The organism is Flavobacterium galactosidilyticum (genome assembly GCF_020911945.1).
GTDB classification, from domain to species: Bacteria; Bacteroidota; Bacteroidia; order Flavobacteriales; family Flavobacteriaceae; genus Flavobacterium; species Flavobacterium galactosidilyticum.
The window spans coordinates 1,848,132-1,869,452 of sequence record NZ_CP087135.1 but is presented as its reverse complement, the minus strand read 5'-3'; the positions used below and the strand labels follow the sequence as shown (position 1 = coordinate 1,869,452).

Here is a 21,321-nt window from a genome sequence, read left to right as displayed (position 1 = left end):
TATAGTCTAATTATTTTGAATGTCTTGTTGTAATGGCAAAATCAGAATAAAGCTGGCTCCTTTGCCTAATTTACTTTTTGCTGTAATCAATCCATTGTGTTTTTCCATTATTTTTTTCGAAATAGCCAAGCCTATTCCTGTACCTTCATATACGGAACGATCGTTTAAACTTTGAAAAATAACAAATATTCGATCTAAGTATATTTCGTCAAAACCAATTCCATTGTCCGATATAATGATGCGGCAATATTTGCCATCCTCGATAGCCTCGGAGTCAAAATCTTTCGTTTTAATTAATTCGGAAGTGATTTTAATTTGAGGAGCGCCTTCACTCAAAGAAAACTTAAGAGCGTTTCCTATCAAGTTTTGAAAAACTTGTCGCAGCTGACTCGGGATACTATCAATGGCAGGTAAGTCAGTCATTGTTACAATTGCATTTTTCTTTTCAATTTGGTAATCAAAATCAGAAAGTACTTCTTGTAAAACGAAATTCAAATCTGTTTTTTCGAAAACCACTTTAGATGATAATCTAGAGTAAGCAAGCAAATCACTAATTAAAGTTTGCATACGTTCCGCTGATTTCATAGTCCTATCAATATAACTGGTAGCTTTTGGGTTGTCCTTTAAGTATAAGTCTTTTAAGATTCCAATAAAGATTTGAATTTTACGAATAGGCTCATTTAAATCATGAGAGACAACCCATGAAAATTGTTGTAATTCATGATTTTTAAATTCTAACTCTTCATTTTTCAAAACTAATTCCTTAGTTCGCTCCGCAATTTTAAGTTCTAAATTATCTTGAGCTTCAGTCCGAATTGCTATTTCTTTAGAAAGCAAGTCCTTCGTTACCTTCAATTCGTTTTGCTGATCGTAAATTTTTATAAACGTTTTTACTTTTAGAATTAGTAAATCAGAATCTACTGGCTTTGTAATATAATCGACAGCTCCAGTTTCATATCCTTTAAAAATGTATTTCTTTTCTATATTAATCGCTGATAAAAAAATAACGGGAATATCTTTTGTCTTTTTATTGCCTGAAAGAATTTTAACCACCTCAAAACCATCCAGACCAGGCATTTGAACATCCATTATAACTAGACTATAATCAATTTTCAAGATCTTTTTGAGTGCTTCCTCACCAGATTCTGCAGTGTCTACATCTATATTATGCAACTCTAGTGTTTTCTTTAAAGCAATTATATTCGCTCGAATATCATCTACAATCAATATCATTTAAAAGGGAGGTAAATTGTTATGTATTTAAAATATTTTAAATAAAAATCCTACACCAATTGGATTACTATTTTTCTGCAATTTTCAATTCCGAAAAATCACACATTTTTCAAATTTATAAAAATTTTACAATAACGCCTTTCATTAAATACAAAGAAAGTTACATAATTCCCATGTTGTTATTATAAGAATTTTATGGCTTGGGTTTTAAATTATTTGAATCTCTGACACTTTTTCTTTCACTATCTTTGAATTCCTTAGCGTACCATTTATAAGAAAAATAATGTAATTCAATAAAAATTAAACGTAGTTATAAAAATGAAGACTGTAAAATGTATAATTTTTGATTGTGATGGAATATTAGTAGATAGTGAAACCATCGCAAATCAGGTATTGCTTTCCATGTCGGCGTCTTTTGGACTTAAAATGACAATCGAAGAATCAATCAAAAACTTTAATGGTAGCCGTCTACAGAAAATCTTTGAAAAGATAGAAGAACTAACCGACAAAAAATTACCAGATAGTTTTGAAACTGATTTTAGAAAACAAACTTTTGAAGCTTTTAAAACAGATTTAAAACCTGTGAAAGGTGTTAAAGGATTTATAGAAAAACTAACAGTACCCTATTGCGTAGCATCAAGTGGACCAGTAGAAAAAATCACTTTGAATTTAACGATAACGGGCTTGCTAGAGAAATTTGAAAACAGAATTTTCAGTTCCTATGACATCAATAGTTGGAAGCCTGATCCTGAGATCTTTCTTCACGCTTGCAAACAAATGGGATTTGAAAAAGAAGAATGCATTGTAATTGAAGATAGCGTAGCTGGCGTAATTGCAGCTGTAACAGGTGGTTTTAAAGTTTTTGCTTTAGCAAATGAAAATAACGCACAGGATTTGCTTGACGAAGGTGCTACCGTATTTTATAATTATGAAGAATTAGAAACAATCTTGGATTTTAAAATTTAAAGAGAGAGAGAGAGAGAGAGAGAGAAACAAAGTAGAAAAGTCCTTTTAAAACAATTTAAAATACTAGCAAAACAGAATAAATTACCATTTCTGTTGAGCAAGAAAACGGGTTCAATTTAGAAATTTTGGGAGAAATGTGATTGTTACTTAAGGACAATACACATCAGATCAGCAAAATAACATTAAAGAGAAATATTTTAAAAAACTACACTACAAGTGAATCAACTATTACAGAAACTGGAAGTATTGCTTTAGTATTCTCAATCGTTGGCCCAGCCACCCAAACTGTTTTGTAAGTTACTTCAGTAGCCGCTTTTGTGACAGCATTCGATCCTAGTACATAACGAATCATTTTGACCCATTTTTTTAAAGTTTTATTTTTACTTAAAGTTCTTTCAATCCACGATTGTTGTGTTCCTACTTTTTGAACATAAGGAGTATTTATTACAGTACAAGGTGTTCCAGATATTTTCTCAGTAAGCACAATATCTTTTGCGCCATAATCAACGCAAGCTCGTTTATATTCCTCAGAAACGCCAGACTCAACTGAAGCTATAAATGGACTACCCACAGAAACTCCTACTGCGCCATAACTTAGCATTTTATCTAAATCCTGTTTCGTACTAACACCTCCTGCAGATATTACAGGTAATGTAGTTTTTGAATCTAACTCCCTGATTAACTCTTCTGGTCCAAGATTACCTCTATGTCCTCCCGCTAAATTATTAACAGCTATAAGTGCATCAGCGCCTAAACTTTCAACTTTTTTAGCAAAGGACAAATCAGTCACATCACAAAAAACTTTGATTCCTACTTTATGCGCCATCCTAATCGTTTCTTCCGGAGAACCCAAAGAAGTAATTATAAAATCGACTTTTTCCTCACACAGAACAGCCAATTGATCTTTGTATTTGATATTAGATTTATTTACAATTAAATTATAACCAAAACTACCACCAGGAACTTTTGCACCTTTAAGTTCAACAATTGATGCTCGTAATTCCTCTAATGTTCGATAATTTAAAGCTGGAATACAGCCCGCAACACCGGCTTTCATACCTTCAATTACCATTTTAGTATTCGATACTAAAAACATTGGCGCCATTATTAGCGGTCTGTTAATTTTCAAAAGAGTTGTTAAAGTAGGCTTAATCATTTGTTCAAATTTTAATTAAAACAAATATAACTAAATATACTATGCACGCCTACTAAATACAAATCAAAACCAATATAATGACATTAAGTAAGCTAAATGAGGTCAAAAAAGTCTTTAATTCGCCGTATCGTTTAAGGGAACTAAAATAGATAAAATCTAGTATGTAAGTATTTAAGTAATGAAATAAAAATTATACCTATTATTAATTAAGAACCGAAGTGCAGATTAAACATTTCAAAATCAATTCTTTACAAGGCCTTTAAAGAAAACGTTTTCGTACACTTGCTCCCGAAGTTTTTTAAATTAGTATATAAATTTAAAAAAGTAATCAATATTCTTAAATTTTAATTAATTTGCATTAAAATTCAATCTTTTTATAATGATTTCAGTAACTAGACTTTTTGATTTTCCGTACTACCAGCAAGAGAAATATTCAAATATTTCAGATGCTTTGGTAACAAAACAGAACGGTGTTTGGGAGAAAACTTCTACAGCAGAATATATAGCTAAAGCCAATACTATCTCTAGAGCTTTGCTGCGAATGGGGATTCAAAAAAATGACAAAATTGCTATAATTTCCACCAATAATAGAACAGAATGGCATATTATGGATATTGGCGTTTTGCAAATAGCTGCTCAAACAGTTCCTATTTACCCAACCATTTCTGAGGATGATTATGAATATATTTTAAATCATTCAGAGGCGCAGTATTGTTTCGTTTCGGATGAAGAGGTATTGAGAAAAGTGAAGCTTATAAAGGATAAAGTTCCTCATTTAAAAGAAGTGTATTCATTTAACACTATTGCAGGTTGCAAAAACTGGAATGAACTACTAACTCTTGGTGAAGACCAAAGTAATCAACAAGAAGTGGAAACTGTTAAAGATAGTGTTAGCGCACAAGATCTTGCAACAATTATATACACGTCAGGTACAACAGGCAAACCTAAAGGCGTAATGCTATCGCATGACAACATTGTTTCTGACGTAATAAACAGCGCTCCTAGAATCCCATTTGCCCCAGGAGCAAGTCGAGCTCTAAGCTTCCTTCCTATTTGTCATATTTTCGAAAGAATGATTTTATATTTATACCAATATTATGGTGTATCTGTATATTTTGGCGAAGCGATTGATAAAATCAGTGATAACCTTAAGGAAGTAAAACCGAATGTCATGACCGCGGTTCCTAGATTATTGGAAAAAGTATATGATAAAATATATGCAAAAGGAGCGGAATTAACAGGAATAAAAAAGAGCCTTTTCTTTTGGGCTATTGATTTAGGTCTGAAGTACCAACCGTATGGTGCAAATGGCGGTTGGTATGAATTCCAACTTAAAATTGCTCGCAAACTAATTTTCAGTAAATGGAAAGAAGGACTAGGTGGAAACTTAGACTTAATGGTTTCTGGAAGTGCCGCTTTGCAACCTCGTTTAGCTCGAATTTTTGCAGCAGCTGAGATTCCAGTTATGGAAGGATACGGTTTAACCGAAACATCTCCTGTAATTTCCGTAAATGATATGCGAAATAAAGGGTTCAGAGTAGGAACAGTTGGGAAAGTAATTGATAATGTGCAAGTAAAAATTGCTGAAGACGGAGAAATACTTTGTAAAGGACCTAACGTTATGATGGGATATTACAAAGATGAAAAATTAACCAGCGAAGTAGTAATCGACGGTTATTTTCACACGGGTGATATTGGCGAAATAGATAGCGATGGGTTCTTGAAAATCACTGATCGTAAGAAGGAAATGTTCAAAACATCTGGCGGAAAATATATTGCTCCTCAGATTCTTGAAAACACAATGAAACAATCTCGTTTCATTGATCAAATAATGGTCATTGGTGACGGACAGAAAATGCCAGCTGCATTCATACAACCTAGTTTCGATTTTGTCAAAGAATGGGCAAACATTCATAAAATAAATATTGGTAAAACGAATGAAGAAATTATTTGTAATGAAAAAGTAATTGCACGAATACAAGAAGAAATCAATCTTTATAACGAAAAATTTGGACATTGGGAACAAATTAAACGTTTTGAACTTACACCAGATGTTTGGTCGATTGAAGGAGGAGAAATGACTCCAACACTAAAATTAAGAAGAAAACCTATTATGGATAAATACAAATCATTATTTCAAAAAATATATGGTTAAACGCAGAGAATTAGTCGAGAAAAATATCGAATAGTTCTACAAAAAAACTTAATTCGCTCTTTTTCAGTACAAAACTCCTCTAATTTAGAGGAGTTTTTTTATATTTATTACTTTATAACAAAAAAATAATTGAATATATTATGCGTGCATAGTATTTTTTTATTATATTTGAAATCGATACTGTTACATATGAAAGACAAAACGATAGATTATATTTTACGAGCAACGTGGCAAGCCGTTTCCAGAATGTATAATGAAGAAGCTTCTAAATACGGAGCGACTATGGCAACTGGATTTGCCCTATTAAGCATTGATAAGGATAAGGGGACTCCTTCAACTTCTTTAGGACCAAAAATGGGAATGGAAGCGACAAGTTTGACCAGAACCTTAAAGTCTATGGAAGAAAAAGGATTAATTATCCGAAAGAAAAATCCTGAGGATGGACGTGGTGTTTTGATTTACCTAACTGAATTTGGCAAAGAAAAAAGAGAATTATCAAAAAACACCGTTTTAAGATTTAACGAAAGTGTAAAAGATAATATTTCAGCTGAGAAATTGCAGCATTTTATAGAAGTAGCTGAAACAATTAACGATTTAATACAAGATAAAAACATTTTTAATTTGACTGACGATGATGAAAATCAAAAAGTCTCAAACTAAAAAATACAGAACAAAACCTATCACAATAAAAAACAAATAGTACTTATATATGAAACGCACCATTAAAAAAGTCGCAGTAATTGGATCCGGAATTATGGGCTCAGGGATTGCTTGTCATTTTGCAAACATTGGGGTTGAAGTTCTACTTTTGGATATCATTCCTCGAGAACTTACTGAAGCCGAAACTAAAAAAGGGCTTACTCTAGAAAGTAAAATTGTTAGAAACAGAATAGTGAATGAGCATTTAGCCAATTCATTAAAATCGAAACCCTCTCCTATTTACAGTCAGAAATTTGCTTCCAGAATAACCACTGGAAATACAACCGATGATATGGCTAAAATTGCCCATGTAGATTGGATTATAGAAGTTGTTGTAGAGCGCTTGGATATTAAGAAATTAGTATTCGAACAAATTGAGAAATTCCGCAAGCCGGGAACTTTGGTTACATCAAATACTTCTGGAATTCCAATTCATTTTATGAGCGAAGGAAGAAGCGAAGATTTCCAACAACACTTCTGCGGAACACACTTTTTTAACCCGGCGCGTTACTTAAAATTATTCGAAATCATTCCTGGTCCAAAAACAGCAACTGGCGTTTTGGATTTCCTTTCTATATATGGAGAGAAATTTCTAGGTAAAACTTCGGTCGTAGCCAAAGATACTCCTGCATTTATCGGAAACAGAATCGGAATTTTCGGTATTCAAAGTTTGTTTCATTTGGTAAAAGAAATGGGATTAACGATCGAAGAAGTTGATAAATTGACAGGTCCAGTTATTGGTCGTCCAAAATCGGCTACTTTCCGCACAGTTGACGTAGTTGGTCTAGATACTTTAGTACATGTTGCTAACGGAATCTATGAAAACTGCCCGAATGATGAGCAACATGAACTTTTTAAACTTCCAGATTTTGTCAATAAAATGATGGAAAAAAAATGGTTTGGAAGCAAAACAGGCCAAGGTTTTTATAAAAAAGAAGGAAAAGAAATTCTTACTTTGGATTTAGATACTTTGGAATATCGCGCTAATAAAAGAGCTTCGTTTGCAACATTAGAGCTTACAAAAACAATTGATAAACCTATCGATCGTTTCAAAGTTTTAGTTAAAGGAAAAGACAAAGCAGGAGAATTCTACAGAAAAAGTTTTGCGGGAATGTTCGCTTATGTTTCAAACAGAATTCCAGAAATTTCTGATGACTTATATAAGATTGATGATGCCATGAAAGCTGGCTTTGGTTGGGAAAATGGTCCATTCGAAATTTGGGATGCTATTGGTGTGGAGAAAGGAATTGAAATCATGAAAGCCGAAGGTTTACAACCTGCTGCATGGGTGAATGAAATGCTTGGTTCGGGAAGTAATAGTTTTTACACTATAAAAGAAGGAGCAACTTTCTTTTATAATATTCCAACAAAGTCACAGATAAAAGTCCCTGGACAAGATTCATTTATTATCCTGAACAACATTCGCGAAAGCAAAAAAGTTTGGAGTAATAGCGGTGCAATTATACAAGATTTAGGAGACGGAATTTTGAATTTAGAATTCCAATCTAAAATGAATACTATTGGTGGCGATGTTTTAGCAGCTATCAATAAAGCGATTGATCTATCTGAAAAAGAATATCAAGGACTAGTTATTGGAAATCAAGGAGCGAATTTCTCTGTTGGTGCCAATATCGGAATGATATTCATGATGGCGGTAGAACAAGAATACGACGAATTGAACATGGCCATCAAAATGTTCCAGGACACAATGATGCGCGTGCGTTACTCTGGAATTCCAGTTGTTGTGGCGCCACACGGAATGACTTTTGGCGGTGGTTGCGAAATGAGTTTGCATGCTGATAAAGTTGTTGCTGCGGCTGAAACCTATATGGGATTAGTAGAATTTGGAGTTGGTGTAATTCCAGGTGGAGGTGGTTCTAAAGAATTGGCATTAAGAGCCTCAGATTTATTCCATAAAAACGATGTTGAGCTGAATATTTTACAAGAATATTTCTTGACAATCGCTATGGCAAAAGTATCTACTTCAGGTTACGAAGCTTTTGACACCGGACTTTTGCAACAAGGAAAAGACATTATTGTAGTGAACAAAGACCGTCAGATTGCTGAAGCTAAAAAACATGCTTTAATCATGGCAGAAGCGGGTTACACACAACCAATTAGAAGAAAGGATGTAAAAGTATTAGGAAAGCAAGCATTAGGAATGTTCTTAGTAGGAACTGACCAAATGGAAGCTGGAAAATACATCTCAGAACACGATAAAAAAATTGCCAACAAACTAGCCTATGTTATGGCTGGTGGTGATTTATCGGAACCAACATTAGTAACTGAGCAATATTTATTAGATCTTGAACGTGAAGCTTTCTTGTCACTTTGTACAGAGAGAAAGACATTAGAAAGAATACAGTTTATGTTAACCAAAGGGAAACCGTTGAGAAATTAGAAAATAGAATAAAGAACAAAGAAATAAGACTTCCAAACTGGATCTTATCTATTCTCTTGCCTCTTTCTTCTAAAATCTTAAAAAGATAAAAATATGAAAACAGCCTATATAGTAAAAGCATACAGAACTGCCGTTGGTAAAGCACCAAAAGGAGTTTTTAGATTTAAAAGACCTGATGAATTGGCGGCAGAAACCATTGAGTACATGATGAATGAACTCCCTGATTTCGATAAAACTCGCATCGATGACGTGATGGTAGGAAACGCGATGCCAGAAGCAGAACAAGGATTAAACGTAGCGCGATTAATCTCATTAATGGGATTAAAAGTCGAAGATGTTCCTGGTGTAACTGTGAATAGATATTGTGCCTCCGGAATAGAAACAATAGCAATGGCAACAGCCAAAATTCAATCAGGAATGGCAAATTGCATCATTGCCGGAGGTGCCGAAAGCATGAGTTTTATTCCTATGGGAGGTTACAAACCTACTCCGGATTATGCTGTTGCAAAAGCAGGAAACGAGGATTATTATTGGGGAATGGGACTAACAGCGGAAGCAGTTGCCCAACAATTCAATGTTTCAAGAGAAGATCAAGATGAGTTTGCTTACAACTCGCACATGAAAGCTTTGAAAGCGCAAGCAGATGGAAAATTTGATAAACAAATTGTACCTATTACCATTGAACAAACGTTCATTAATGAAAATGGTAAAAAGGAAACTAAATCATATGTTGTAAATAAAGATGAAGGTCCTAGAGCAGGAACTTCTATAGAAGCTTTAGCTGGTTTAAGACCCGTTTTTGCAGATGGTGGAAGTGTAACTGCTGGTAACTCTTCTCAAATGAGTGATGGTGCCGCTTTCGTATTAGTTATGAGCGAAGAAATGGTAAAAGAATTAAATCTGGAACCAATTGCTCGATTAGTAAATTTTGCAGCAGCAGGTGTTGAACCAAGAATTATGGGAATTGGTCCTGTAAAAGCAATTCCAAAAGCGTTGAAACAAGCTGGAATGCAATTGAAAGATATTGATTTAATCGAATTGAACGAAGCTTTTGCTTCACAAGCAATAGCAGTTACACGCGAATTAGGATTAAATCCTGATATTGTAAATGTAAATGGTGGTGCTATAGCATTAGGCCACCCGTTAGGATGTACTGGAGCTAAACTTTCCGTTCAATTATTTGACGAGATGAAACGCAGAGGAAATAAATACGGAATTGTATCCATGTGTGTAGGAACTGGGCAAGGTGCTGCGGGGATTTATGAGTTGATGTAAGATAAATAATTAAAAATCTAACCGTTACAATAATTAACCAATTAGAAACGAAAATAGAAGAAGTTCAAAGAATGACAATGTCTTTTCAAAACGAACTCGGCTACATCTATATTCTACACTTTATTTCTAAAGTCTTAAAAAAATAAAAAAATGAGCGACAAAACAAGAGGAGGACAATTCCTAGTAAAAGAAACAAAATGCGAAGACATCTTCACTCCTGAAGATTTCAATGAAGAGCAAACAATGATGCGCGACTCTGTAAAAGAGTTTGTAGACAAAGAACTATGGCCTAACAAGGACCGTTTTGAGAAAAAAGATTACGCTTTTACTGAGGACAGCATGAAAAAAGCAGGAGACTTAGGCTTCCTAAGCGTTGCTGTTCCTGAAGCTTATGGCGGGATGGGAATGGGATTTGTAAACACAGTTTTAGTTTGTGACTACATTTCAGGGGCAACTGGTTCATTCTCGACTGCTTTTGGAGCACATACTGGAATTGGCACAATGCCAATTACTTTATATGGAACTGAGGAACAAAAGCAAAAATATGTACCTAAATTAGCTTCAGGCGAATGGTTTGGTGCCTATTGCTTGACAGAACCAGGTGCAGGATCTGATGCTAATTCAGGAAAAACTAAAGCAGTTTTATCTGAAGATGGTAAATACTATTCGATTACAGGACAAAAAATGTGGATTTCGAATGCAGGATTCTGTTCGCTATTTATCGTTTTTGCACGTATTGGAGACGATAAAAACATCACAGGTTTTATATTAGAAAATACAGAAGGGAATGGAATTTCAATGGGTGAAGAAGAGCACAAATTAGGTATTCGTGCATCTTCTACTCGTCAAGTTTTCTTTAATGAGACTAAAGTCCCTGTTGAAAACATGCTTTCTGAAAGAGGAAATGGTTTCAAGATAGCAATGAATGCTCTAAACGTAGGACGTATCAAACTAGCTGCTGCTTGTTTAGACGCGCAAAGAAGAGTGATTTCAGCTTCTGTTAATTATGCAAATGAAAGAATACAGTTCAATACTCCTATTGCTCAATTTGGTGCAATCCGTGCTAAACTAGCAGAAATGGCAACAAGCATGTATGCTGGCGAAAGTGCTACGTATCGTGCAGCAAAAGACATTGAAGATCGCATTTCTATTCGTGAACAAGAAGGAGCAAGTCATCAAGAAGCAGAGTTGAAAGGTGTCGAAGAATTTGCTATTGAGTGCTCTATTCTAAAAGTAGCCGTTTCTGAAGATATTCAAAACTGTGCGGACGAAGGAATTCAAATCTTTGGTGGAATGGGATTCTCTGAAGATACGCCAATGGAAAGTGCTTGGAGAGATGCTCGTATCGCTCGTATTTACGAAGGTACAAATGAGATTAACAGAATGCTTTCAGTAGGTATGTTAATCAAAAAAGCGATGAAAGGCCATATCGATTTGTTAGGACCTGCTTCAAAAGTTCAAGAAGAATTAATGGGAATTCCATCATTTGAAACTCCAGACTACTCCACGTTATTTGCTGAAGAAAAAGAAATGATTGGTAAATTGAAACAAGCATTCCTTATGGTAGCTGGTGGAGCGGTACAAAAATACGGCCCAGATCTAGAAGCGCACCAACAATTATTAATGGCGGCTTCAGATATTTTAATCGAAATCTATATGGCAGAAAGTACCGTTCTTAGAACTGAAAAATTAGCCAAAAAAGAAGGAGAAGCCAAAGTACAAGAGCAAATTGCAATGGCTAAACTGTACTTATACAAAGCAGTAGATATTGTAACTCAAAAAGGAAAAGAAAGTGTGATCTCATTTGCTGAAGGTGATGAACAACGCATGATGTTAATGGGATTAAGACGCTTTACAAAATATACTAACATGCCTAATATTGTTGCTTTAAGAGAAACAATAACTGCAAAAATTGTAGCTGAAAATCACTATTGCTTCTAGAAGTTAAAGAACGCTACTAACTCAAAAGAGTGAAAAAACCGTCAAGTTATAAAATAACATGACGGTTTTTTTTATTGTAAAAAATTATTCGTTACTTTTTCAAAATATACTTTTCAGCTAAATCTCCTTTTATAATTTTACCTTCCATATCTAGGTGCGTCAAAGTGTTTTCACCAACTTTATATTGATTAGAACCTTCATTAATTTGCTGCAAAATGATAGTCGAACCCTCTTTATTCCAGGTAAAACTACCTTTTTCGTCAATTCCGTTAAAGTTCTCTTTACCTAAATATTTTGTCTTTTTAACAAAAGTCAAATCACTGTTTAATATAATCTCTATTTCTATTCCTTCGCAATCAGCACAAGGAAGTATTCCTTTGTAAACTCCTTCCCAATCTAGAGAATTTTGAGAATTATGCGCATCAACAACATTAGTATCCTTGCTGGTAGAATTTACAATTTCTAACTCTTTTTTATCTGTTCCATTTTTACAGCTGAATAAAAATAACGAGGAACAAAAAATTAAAACCATTCTATATTTCATAATTACATTTGATTTAAATTTATATTTCTAGAACACTACTTGTCCACTTTTTTTTCAATTTTGGATATTTCGCCATAATATGAAATTGGACTTCGATTATTAGAATTAATAGTAAGTGTTGCACCTCCTTCTTCTAGAATAGAGAGCGTGATTCTAAAGACATCACTTTCTCCTTTAACCCTTGCATTTAATTCATAGGTTTTCTTTGCCTTAACTATTGAGAATTCGAGTGGCTTCCCTTCGAATTTCAATCCGGAATCACCTCCATAACCAATACCGCTATAACCTCTTCCAAAAAAAGGCATTTCACTTTTGATAAAATCAGGTTTAAATTCGATAAAATTAGTATTCGTAGTTAAATCTACCGTTCTTAATCCTTGCGGGAAAGCTCTTTTGCCAACAAAAACAAACTCTTTAGAATCCACTAAAATTGCAATTTGTTTCGCTTTTTCAATTTTGCGTTCTGCCCTTAATTGTTTTTTTGGCTTTTCTTGGCTAAATCCAACCGTGAACACAAATAAGCAAAGTATTAATCCAATAATTCTTTTAGCATTCATACTTATTATTTTTTGCTTGATATATACTTTTATAAAAAAATGATGCCCAAGAAAGGGCATCATTAAATAATTTATTTTTTAGTAAAACGCATCATAGCGACGTCACCCATCATAAAGCTTAAAGTCTTACCATCTTTTGAAACGGCATATGAATCAATTTTTTGAAGCGTCGCTAGATAAACACTTTCTCCGTCACCAGGACAATACATTCTAGTCAATGCCATATCATTTTTGAAATCAATCTTATTCCCATCAACATTTGGTTTCCCTGAATAACGGTTACAGCCAGTACCACCTGAAACTAAATCTTCTTTCAAGTCGAAAATAATAGTTGGTTTTTCATTTGGATATAAACCTTGGAAAGCAATTCGTGGACCTGTTATATAATTTAGTTCCCAAGAACCTTGAAGTGATGTCATTTGAGATTTATTGTTTTTTACTGAATTACAAGAAACGAAAGCTAAACAAGAAACTGCTAGCATTAAAATTAATTTTTTCATTAGATTTTATTTATTTATGTTAATATCATCAGCAATGCAATAACACTGCCAATAATCTTTTTAAAATTAGTTTATTTTTAAAAACAAACTAAAAATGATATTACTCTTTGATTTCCACTACTTCAACTTTTATTTCAACTGCGTAGGAATTTGGAATTATCTTAGTTCCTTTTTCATTTGAATATACTTTGGTAAATTCAGCGCCAAAATATAATATTATAGCAGAATAATAAACCCATACTAAGATTATAATAACTGATCCTGCTGCCCCATAAACAGTAGCAACAGTTGAGCTTCCTAAATAGAAACCAATAGCAAATTTACCAATCATAAAGAAAAAAGAAGTAAAACTAGACCCTATCAGTGCATCTTTCCAACCAATTTCTCCGTCAGGAAGTGTTTTAAAAATTATAGCAAACAACATTGTTGTCGTCGCAAATAAAATTATAATATTAAAAATATAAAAGAAATACACGGCGGTATCTGGAAAATAAATTAGTAGTCTAGCATTAATAACATCCATAACAGTGTTGACCATTAAACTAACCATTAATAAAAAACCAACAGAAGCAATCATTGAAAAGGACATCAATCTGTTTTTTACAAATTTCATAATACCTTTATTGGGCTTAGCCTTAAGTCCCCATATTTGATTAATGGAACTTTGAATTTCCGCAAAAACACCCGAAGCACCTATTAATAGCATTATTCCACCAAATATGGCTGCAAAAGTATTACTGTCTGACAACTCAATATTTTTGATAGTTTCTTGAATTTGAATCGCTGCTGCGTTGCCAACCATTCCATTTATTTGTCCAAAAAACCGACCCGTAACAGCATCCCGACCAAAGAAAAAACTAAAAATAGACAAAATAATAATTAATAATGGCGGTAGCGAAAATATGGTATAATAGGACAATGATGCACTTAATTTTATGGCATTGTCGTCATTAAACTCATTAAAGGTTCGTTTTAATAATTTCCAACCAGATACTATCACTTTTCTCCTTTTCATTTTTATGCAATTACTTTTTACATTTTCAAAATTACGAAAATACTACACGCTTATTCGAAATGAATTTTACATAATTCCTTTATTAATTAGCACTACAAGCCCATCAAAATATAAGAAATAAATTTATTTTAAGTGTTTTTTAACCCTGTGAAAGATTTATAATACCTATTTTTATATAAAATATTTAAGATTAAAAAAAAAATCATACTCATGGAAAATAATACACGAAGAAATTTTTTAAAGCAAACAGCCATCCTTTCAACAGGAACAATTATTGGAAGTAGCCTATTTAACACTGCCTTGGCAAATGAAAGTGCTTTGAATGTTTATAGCTCAAATATTGATTTGGAAACTATGAGCGTAGATGACGTTTATAGTCTGCCTCAATTACCGTATTCTTATGAAGCATTAGAGCCGCATATTGACAAGCAAACTATGGAGATTCATCATAAAAAGCACCATCAAGCCTACGTCACTAACTTAAACAAAGCGCTTGAAACGATAGATACTAGTTTAATTTCCGATTCTAAAACCTTAGAAAACATTTTCGCAAAAATGTCTAAATTTCCAGAATCAATTAGAAATAATGGTGGCGGACACTACAATCACAGTTTGTTTTGGACATTAATGAAACCTAACGGTGGTGGAAATCCAAAAGGTAAATTAGCTGATGCAATAACAAATACTTTCGGTTCTTTTGAAGAATTCAAAAAACAATTTAGCGATGCTTCAATGAAACGATTTGGCTCAGGTTGGGCTTGGTTGGTAGTACAAGATGGTAAATTAGTCATAGGTTCAACGGCAAACCAAGATAATCCATTGATGCGATTACGAGGCAAAGGATTAAAAGGGAAACCGGTTTTAGCATTAGATGTTTGGGAACATGCTTATTATCTCAAAAACCAGAATAGAAGAGCGGATTATGTAGCCTCTTTTTGGAATGTTGTCAATTGGGATGCAGCTGAAAAATTATTCAACTCCTAATATATATATCTAAGCCCTGAAGCGCATTTTGCAATTTAGGGCTTTTCTATAAATTAGAATTTACTTACTAACTTTCCCAATTTAACACTATCTAAATAAAGGTGAAAAAGCGTTTTAAAAACTATATTAATTAATAGTAACTACTGTGTTAAACTAAAAATCACAAGTCAAAACTATCATAAAAAAGTATAGCTTTGCATCATCAAATTAAAGTAATGATTAACCCTTCGACATCAGGTTGGATAGATAAGTTCTTTGCAGAACAAAAATTTTCAAAAGAAGCTGTTTCTACAGATATAGCTGTTTTTTATCAAAAAGTAAGAAATACAGGTTTTATCTACGGTCATATTATTTCATTTGATACCTCAAAACCCATAGAAACCAAAGGTTGGTTCAAAGAAGAAATTTCAAAAGTGGCTCTTCTGAACACATTGTACGCTTCTTTTTGTCTGGACAATCATGATATAAGGGCTGAAAATTTCATTAAACAAGCAGTTGCTTTTTACAATCAAATGCATCCGCAAGGATTCAATTTGTTTAAAAAAATACTTCCCAAAAACTCTCCTTCTTTAACTTTAGAAAAGATCATTGATGAACGTGTTCAAACCAATGATAGCATTATTAACAAAAATTTTTCACACCTTGTTACTAATGCATTATTATTTATTGATGTTCTTGCTTTTCGTCAATATTTAATTCATGGGCAAATTCCAGAAAAATACTTACAGAAAATAGAAGAAACCATTATCAATATTGTGACAATCGCTTTAAGAGTAAAGTCAAAAAAATCGCAATATGATGATCTTTTAATCAAACTATTCGAAGCTTCTATTCGATATAGTAAATTCAATAAAGTTTCTGTTCAAAGCCTAGAAACCATACAATTCAGTTACTTTACTAACGATTTAGAGAAATATTATTTAATAGATATTGCTGGAATGGCTTTATGGAGTGATGAAAAAATAGAAAATGATGAAATCTATTTTTTACATTCTCTCGCTGAAATTTTATCAATTCAAGATTCTTTCGTTGATGAAAGTATCCAAAGCACTCATTTATTCATTAGTAAACATAAAAAAGAAATACCTTATTTCAATTATTCTAATCCGGTAAAGCATTTTTATGACCAAACTACTCAAAGTGTAGTTACCTTAATAAGTAGAAATAAAAACCGATTAATAAAGGAAATCGTGCAAAGCAAGGAGCTAATGATACTACTTACCTATTCGACTCGTAGAGATCTTGACGAAAAAGAAAAGAAAAAAGTAAAAAAGCAACTGCTAGAAATTTGCAAAACAGTTCCTTCATTAGCTATATTTTTATTACCCGGAGGAAGTTTATTATTACCTATTCTAATCAAATTTATTCCTCAATTATTACCTTCTGCTTTTAACGAAAATCTGGAAGAAAATGAATAAAAAAAATCGCCCTTAGGCGATTTTTTACTTATAAATTTAACTGATATACTTCATCTAATTCATTATTTGAACTTATATTCACTTTCAAATCAGTTACAAAACCGGAATTCAATCCATAGACCCAGCCATGCAAGGTTAAATCCTGTCCAACTTTCCAAGCTCCTTGTACAATTGAAGTCTTAGCTAAATTGTAAACTTGTTCTTTAATATTGACTTCAACAAAAGCATTAAAACGTTCCGTTTCGTCTTCAATTGAATTTAAATATCTGTCATGCAAACGATACTCATCTTTGATATGACGAAGCCAATTATCAATAATACCTACTGAATCATTACCCATTGCAGCTTTTACGCCCCCACATCCATAATGTCCGCAAACAATGACGTGTTTTACTTTCAATACATTTACTGCATAATCTAGCACACTAAGCATATTCATATCAGAATGAACCACCATATTGGCAATATTCCTATGAACAAAAACTTCGCCCGGTTTAGCACCAATAATTTCATTAGCAGGAACACGACTATCAGAACACCCAATCCATAATAATGGCGGTGTTTGACCTTTGGCTAAATCTTCAAAATAGTTTGCATCTTTAGACAAACTATCCTCTACCCATTTTTTATTATTGTCTAAAATCTTCTTATAAAAATCACTCATCTTTGTATTTACTTTTTTAATTTAAATTTGGCGCACAACTTCAAAGAAATTGATAATGTATTTTTTTTAAAGCTTGAATTACATCGCCTTCTTATTTGTTTAATTATTAATTTTGATAAACTTCTTTAAATTTTTCCTTTTTAACCATTACTCTTTTGGCAACATCATAATAACTTTCAAACGTAACGTGATTCTTTAATTCAGGTGTGTTTTCTAGCTCGTATGCTTTTTTAAAACCTTTTAATTTCACCTTAATATTCTCATTTACAGCTCTAGTTACTTTAAACTCCCTTATTAAATCTAGAATATCATGAGAAATATACACTGTGTCCTGAGCATTGATAATCACCTTAGAGTTTTCAGGTATTTCATTTAAAGTTAACTTAATCGCCGCTTTATTCAAGAAAGATACTTCTTGAGCTAAATCGATATGAATAATATCACCATCAACATATTCCTGTTTTTTGAAACTATATGCTCTCTTGAGGTTTCCTTTTAAAACAAAAATTACACTGATGATAATTCCTAAAGCAACTCCTTTCAATAAATCCAAAAACACAACAGCTAATAATGTAGCAATAAAAGGAATAAATTGGTATTTTCCTTTTTCCCAAAAATGTTTGAAGGTTGCTGGTTTAGCTAGTTTATAACCAACTAATATTAAAACAGCTGCTAAAGTAGCCAATGGAATTTTATTAATAATCATTGGAATTACAAGTACAGTAATCAATAATAAAAATCCGTGAATAATGGTAGACATTTTAGATTTGGCTCCAGCAGCACTATTTGCGGAGGAACGCACAATTACTGACGTTAATGGTAATCCCCCAAAAAGCGAACTCACCATATTACCAATTCCTTGCGCTTTTAATTCTTTATTAGTGTCTGTAAATCGCTTTTGAACATCCATTCTATCAGCTGCTTCAATACTTAAAAGAGTCTCAATAGATGCTACAATTGCTATTGTAAAAGCGACAATCCAAACCTGTGGATTCATAACTCCAGATAAATTGGGTGTTATAATAATTGCTTTAAATTCTTCGAAAGAAGAAGGAACAGGTAAAGAAACTAAGTGTTCTTTTCCAACAGCTAAAGCACTTCCTGAACTAATAAAAATCTCATTCATGATTACTCCTAAGGCTACAGCAATTAAAGCTCCAGGCACTAATTTTAATTTTTTCAAAAAGGGAACTTTATCCCAAGAAATCAAAATTACCATCGAAACCACTGTGATAACTATAGAGCCTATTTGAAGAAAATCAAAAATACTAAATAGCGAAGAGAATGCATTTCCACCATCTGATTCCAAAAAAGACTGATCTCCTTCAAAATCATTGTCGTAACCAAATGCATGCGGCAATTGCTTTAGAATAATAATAATTCCAATCCCAGCCAACATTCCTTCAATAACATTCGTTGGAAAATAATTAGAAATGCTACCCGCTTTCGCAAATCCCAATAGTAATTGTATTAAACCTGCTATAAAAACAGCGGTTAAGAAAACATCGAAAGCCCCTAAATCCGTTACTGCTGTAAGCACAATTGCGGTCAGACCCGCGGCAGGACCAGAAACACTTATGTTAGACGTACTTAAATATCCTACGACGATACCTCCTACAATCCCCGCGATAATTCCGGAGAATAATGGCGCACCTGAGGCCATTGCAATTCCTAAACAGAGAGGTAAAGCAACTAAAAAAACGACCAATCCTGATGCAAAATCAGATTTAAGATTGGCCAAAAGATTGACTTTTTTTGACATAATATTACAAAAAATTACATGTTAATATGCTGCATATCACAAATGATCGCAGTAATTTAATCTTTATTGAAATATTAAGCCATGTTAGGCGGAGGGGAAAAAATAGATGCTGAAACATTATCATGTTTAGATAAGTTTTCAGAAAGTATTAAACTAGAACTGTTTATTTTTTCATCGCTAAAACCGATGTAAGAAGAATTATTAGTATACAGAATGTTTTTAATTTCTTTATGAGAATGGATTTCCTCTTCTGTCATATTAAAAAACATGGATGTATCACAAGACTTTTCTATCACAGTTACAATTGCAGGTGTGGATAAAAAGGCAATAAATAAGAATAATAAAAGGCTTGCTAATAATTTCATTGCGGCAAAAATAAGTAAAAGCAATAAAAATTTATAAAAATACTAGAAATTTTTAATAAATTTAACATCCATAAAAAAAAGCAAAATATTCAGTAATAAATATTTTGCTTTTTCTTTCAAACTTATAAGCTACAAACTCTCTTCTAACCAAGCCTGCATCATCCAAATTGTTTTTTCTTGTTCAGCGATAAAATCACTCATCATCGAATTAGTACCTTCATCATTTATCTCAGCAGATTTATTTAGAATTCCTCTTTCAATTTTTAATAAATGAGATAATGAATTTACAATTAATTGAACTGCTTCTTCATCAACTGATATGTTTTTGCCCGCCGTTACCGTATTGTATTTGATATAATCTTCAAAAGTATGAAGTGGTGTCGCTCCTATTGTTAATACTCGTTCAGCTATTAAATCAATTTTAATTTGAGCATCAGTATATAATTCCTCGAACTTTACATGCAAATCAAAAAAACGTTTGCCACGTATGTTCCAATGTATCCCTCTTAAATTTTGATAATAAACTTGAAAATTTGATAGTAAAACATTCAATTCATTTGCTATCACTTCTGATTCTTTCACCGGCAATCCTAAAATATTTGTTTTCATTTTTATTGTTTTTTCCTGATAATTTCTACCATAAATTTAGCAAAAGATTACTGAAAACACCATAATAAAAAGTTATAGTTTTACTAAATTTGCATTAGATATAATTATACCATGACAATTACTCAATTAAAATATGTCCTTGCAGTAGCCGAACACAAAAATTTTACGTTAGCTGCCGAAAAATGTTTTGTAACTCAACCTACTTTGAGCATGCAAATTCAAAAAATTGAAGAAGAATTAAGTATTCAAATTTTTGACCGAACAAAAAAGCCAATTCAACTCACTGATATTGGTCATAAAATAGTAAACCAAGCTAAAAACATTGTCAACGAAGCAGACCGCATTCAAGACATTGTAGAGCAACAAAAAGGTTTTATAGGAGGCGAATTTAGATTAGGAATAATTCCTACTATAATGCCGACATTATTGCCAATGTTTTTGAATAATTTTATTAAAAAATATCCAAAAGTTAAGCTCATCATCGAAGAGTTGAATACAGACGAAATCATAACAAAATTAAACAACGGACATCTGGACGCAGCTATTGCTGCTACTCCATTGATGGAAGAAAAAATAAAAGAAATTGTTCTGTACTTTGAGCCCTTTGTAGCATACATTCCAGAAAGTCATCATCATTTTCAAAAAGAAGAAATAGAAATTTCTGATTTAAATTTAGATGAAATCTTATTATTACAAGATGGACATTGTTTCCGTGATGGGATTTTAAATTTGTGCAAAAACGCGACAAGAAGTGAGAAAGGTCATTTCCAGCTCGAAAGTGGAAGCTTTGAAACGTTGATAAAATTAGCGGATGAAGGATTAGGAACAACATTACTTCCCTACTTACATACACTCGATTTAAAAGAGAATGATAAAGTAAAACTGCGTCACTTTAAAGAACCAAAGCCAGCTAGAGAAGTAAGTTTAATTTTTCCTAAGAACGAATTAAAAATTCAGATTATAGAAGCGCTACGAAGTACAATTGCTGGAGTTATAAAAGGAGCAATTGTTTTCCAAAATGTCCAAATTATAAGTTCAGTTTACAAGAAATAAAAAAAGGAACCGTTTTTGCGGTTC

20 protein-coding genes are annotated in these 21,321 nt (G+C 32.8%); 10 read left to right on the top strand and 10 right to left on the bottom strand.

Translation table 11 applies throughout. The features are described 5' to 3' along the window. Window positions 1–6: 6 nt before the first annotated feature. Window positions 7–1,233 (bottom strand): hybrid sensor histidine kinase/response regulator, encoded by a 1,227-nt coding sequence (locus LNP27_RS08235; RefSeq protein WP_229941173.1) that lies wholly within the window; start codon window positions 1,231–1,233, stop codon window positions 7–9. 318 nt (window positions 1,234–1,551) lie between these two features. Here LNP27_RS08235 and LNP27_RS08230 point away from each other — a divergent pair, with 318 nt between their 5' ends. Then, the gene (locus LNP27_RS08230) at window positions 1,552–2,199 is read left to right on the top strand and encodes an HAD family hydrolase (RefSeq protein WP_229941172.1); all 648 of its coding nucleotides are present in this window, start codon (window positions 1,552–1,554) and stop codon (window positions 2,197–2,199) included. Window positions 2,200–2,404: 205 nt separating this feature from the next. Here the strand turns inward: LNP27_RS08230 and LNP27_RS08225 are convergent, their stop codons facing one another. Further along, the gene (locus tag LNP27_RS08225) at window positions 2,405–3,355 is read right to left on the bottom strand and encodes an NAD(P)H-dependent flavin oxidoreductase (protein ID WP_229941171.1); all 951 of its coding nucleotides are present in this window, start codon (window positions 3,353–3,355) and stop codon (window positions 2,405–2,407) included. Between the two features lie 379 nt (window positions 3,356–3,734). Between LNP27_RS08225 and LNP27_RS08220 the strand changes: the two genes are divergently transcribed. The 5 genes from LNP27_RS08220 to LNP27_RS08200 all read left to right on the top strand — a co-directional run bounded on the left by LNP27_RS08220 (window position 3,735) and on the right by LNP27_RS08200 (window position 11,826). Beyond that, entirely contained in the window at window positions 3,735–5,510 is a 1,776-nt protein-coding gene (locus LNP27_RS08220; RefSeq protein WP_229941170.1) for an AMP-dependent synthetase/ligase, read from the top strand. Window positions 5,511–5,699: 189 nt separating this feature from the next. Beyond that, window positions 5,700–6,170: a MarR family winged helix-turn-helix transcriptional regulator gene (locus tag LNP27_RS08215; protein ID WP_229941169.1), complete on the top strand. Its 471-nt coding sequence runs from the start codon at window positions 5,700–5,702 to the stop codon at window positions 6,168–6,170. A gap of 49 nt (window positions 6,171–6,219) precedes the next feature. Further along, window positions 6,220–8,610 carry a 3-hydroxyacyl-CoA dehydrogenase/enoyl-CoA hydratase family protein gene (locus tag LNP27_RS08210; RefSeq protein WP_229941168.1) on the top strand — a complete coding sequence of 797 codons (2,391 nt, stop codon included), beginning with the start codon at window positions 6,220–6,222 and terminating at the stop codon, window positions 8,608–8,610. A gap of 93 nt (window positions 8,611–8,703) precedes the next feature. Next, window positions 8,704–9,885, top strand: a complete 1,182-nt coding sequence (locus LNP27_RS08205; RefSeq protein WP_229941167.1) for an acetyl-CoA C-acyltransferase — start codon at window positions 8,704–8,706, stop codon at window positions 9,883–9,885. A 150-nt stretch (window positions 9,886–10,035) separates the two neighbouring features. After that, entirely contained in the window at window positions 10,036–11,826 is a 1,791-nt protein-coding gene (locus tag LNP27_RS08200; protein ID WP_229941166.1) for an acyl-CoA dehydrogenase family protein, read from the top strand. Window positions 11,827–11,917: 91 nt separating this feature from the next. On the opposite strand, the gene LNP27_RS08195 is transcribed toward LNP27_RS08200, so the two are convergent. From LNP27_RS08195 to LNP27_RS08180, 4 genes are all read right to left on the bottom strand, one after another. Next, the gene (locus tag LNP27_RS08195; protein ID WP_229941165.1) at window positions 11,918–12,370 is read right to left on the bottom strand and encodes a copper resistance protein NlpE; all 453 of its coding nucleotides are present in this window, start codon (window positions 12,368–12,370) and stop codon (window positions 11,918–11,920) included. Between the two features lie 35 nt (window positions 12,371–12,405). Continuing rightward, the gene (locus tag LNP27_RS08190; RefSeq protein WP_229941164.1) at window positions 12,406–12,927 is read right to left on the bottom strand and encodes a DUF4251 domain-containing protein; all 522 of its coding nucleotides are present in this window, start codon (window positions 12,925–12,927) and stop codon (window positions 12,406–12,408) included. Window positions 12,928–12,998: 71 nt separating this feature from the next. Continuing rightward, the gene (locus LNP27_RS08185) at window positions 12,999–13,427 is read right to left on the bottom strand and encodes an META domain-containing protein (protein ID WP_229941163.1); all 429 of its coding nucleotides are present in this window, start codon (window positions 13,425–13,427) and stop codon (window positions 12,999–13,001) included. A gap of 100 nt (window positions 13,428–13,527) precedes the next feature. Continuing rightward, on the bottom strand, window positions 13,528–14,442 hold the full coding sequence (locus tag LNP27_RS08180; protein ID WP_229941162.1) for a YihY/virulence factor BrkB family protein: 915 nt from the start codon (window positions 14,440–14,442) through the stop codon (window positions 13,528–13,530). Between the two features lie 354 nt (window positions 14,443–14,796). Between LNP27_RS08180 and LNP27_RS08175 the strand changes: the two genes are divergently transcribed. Continuing rightward, window positions 14,797–15,426 carry a superoxide dismutase gene (locus LNP27_RS08175; RefSeq protein ID WP_229944052.1) on the top strand — a complete coding sequence of 210 codons (630 nt, stop codon included), beginning with the start codon at window positions 14,797–14,799 and terminating at the stop codon, window positions 15,424–15,426. A 215-nt stretch (window positions 15,427–15,641) separates the two neighbouring features. Continuing rightward, entirely contained in the window at window positions 15,642–16,844 is a 1,203-nt protein-coding gene (locus LNP27_RS08170) for an LETM1-related biofilm-associated protein (protein WP_229941161.1), read from the top strand. Window positions 16,845–16,872: 28 nt separating this feature from the next. Here LNP27_RS08170 and can read toward each other — a convergent pair whose 3' ends face one another. From can to LNP27_RS08155, 3 genes are all read right to left on the bottom strand, one after another. Further along, window positions 16,873–17,508 carry a carbonate dehydratase gene (can, locus tag LNP27_RS08165; RefSeq protein ID WP_229941160.1) on the bottom strand — a complete coding sequence of 212 codons (636 nt, stop codon included), beginning with the start codon at window positions 17,506–17,508 and terminating at the stop codon, window positions 16,873–16,875. A gap of 106 nt (window positions 17,509–17,614) precedes the next feature. Then, window positions 17,615–19,270 carry a SulP family inorganic anion transporter gene (locus LNP27_RS08160; protein ID WP_229941159.1) on the bottom strand — a complete coding sequence of 552 codons (1,656 nt, stop codon included), beginning with the start codon at window positions 19,268–19,270 and terminating at the stop codon, window positions 17,615–17,617. Between the two features lie 74 nt (window positions 19,271–19,344). Next, window positions 19,345–19,539: a hypothetical protein gene (locus LNP27_RS08155; RefSeq protein WP_428979019.1), complete on the bottom strand. Its 195-nt coding sequence runs from the start codon at window positions 19,537–19,539 to the stop codon at window positions 19,345–19,347. Between LNP27_RS08155 and LNP27_RS15240 the strand changes: the two genes are divergently transcribed. Next, window positions 19,538–19,672: a hypothetical protein gene (locus LNP27_RS15240; protein ID WP_255673687.1), complete on the top strand. Its 135-nt coding sequence runs from the start codon at window positions 19,538–19,540 to the stop codon at window positions 19,670–19,672. The genes LNP27_RS08155 and LNP27_RS15240 overlap by 2 nt on opposite strands. Window positions 19,673–19,764: 92 nt before the next feature. Here LNP27_RS15240 and LNP27_RS08150 read toward each other — a convergent pair whose 3' ends face one another. Next, a complete protein-coding gene (locus LNP27_RS08150; RefSeq protein ID WP_229941157.1) occupies window positions 19,765–20,244 on the bottom strand; it encodes a Dps family protein in 480 nt (159 codons plus the stop codon). Between the two features lie 111 nt (window positions 20,245–20,355). Here LNP27_RS08150 and LNP27_RS08145 point away from each other — a divergent pair, with 111 nt between their 5' ends. After that, a complete protein-coding gene (locus tag LNP27_RS08145; protein ID WP_229941156.1) occupies window positions 20,356–21,297 on the top strand; it encodes a LysR substrate-binding domain-containing protein in 942 nt (313 codons plus the stop codon). The last annotated feature ends 24 nt before the right edge of the window (window positions 21,298–21,321 follow it).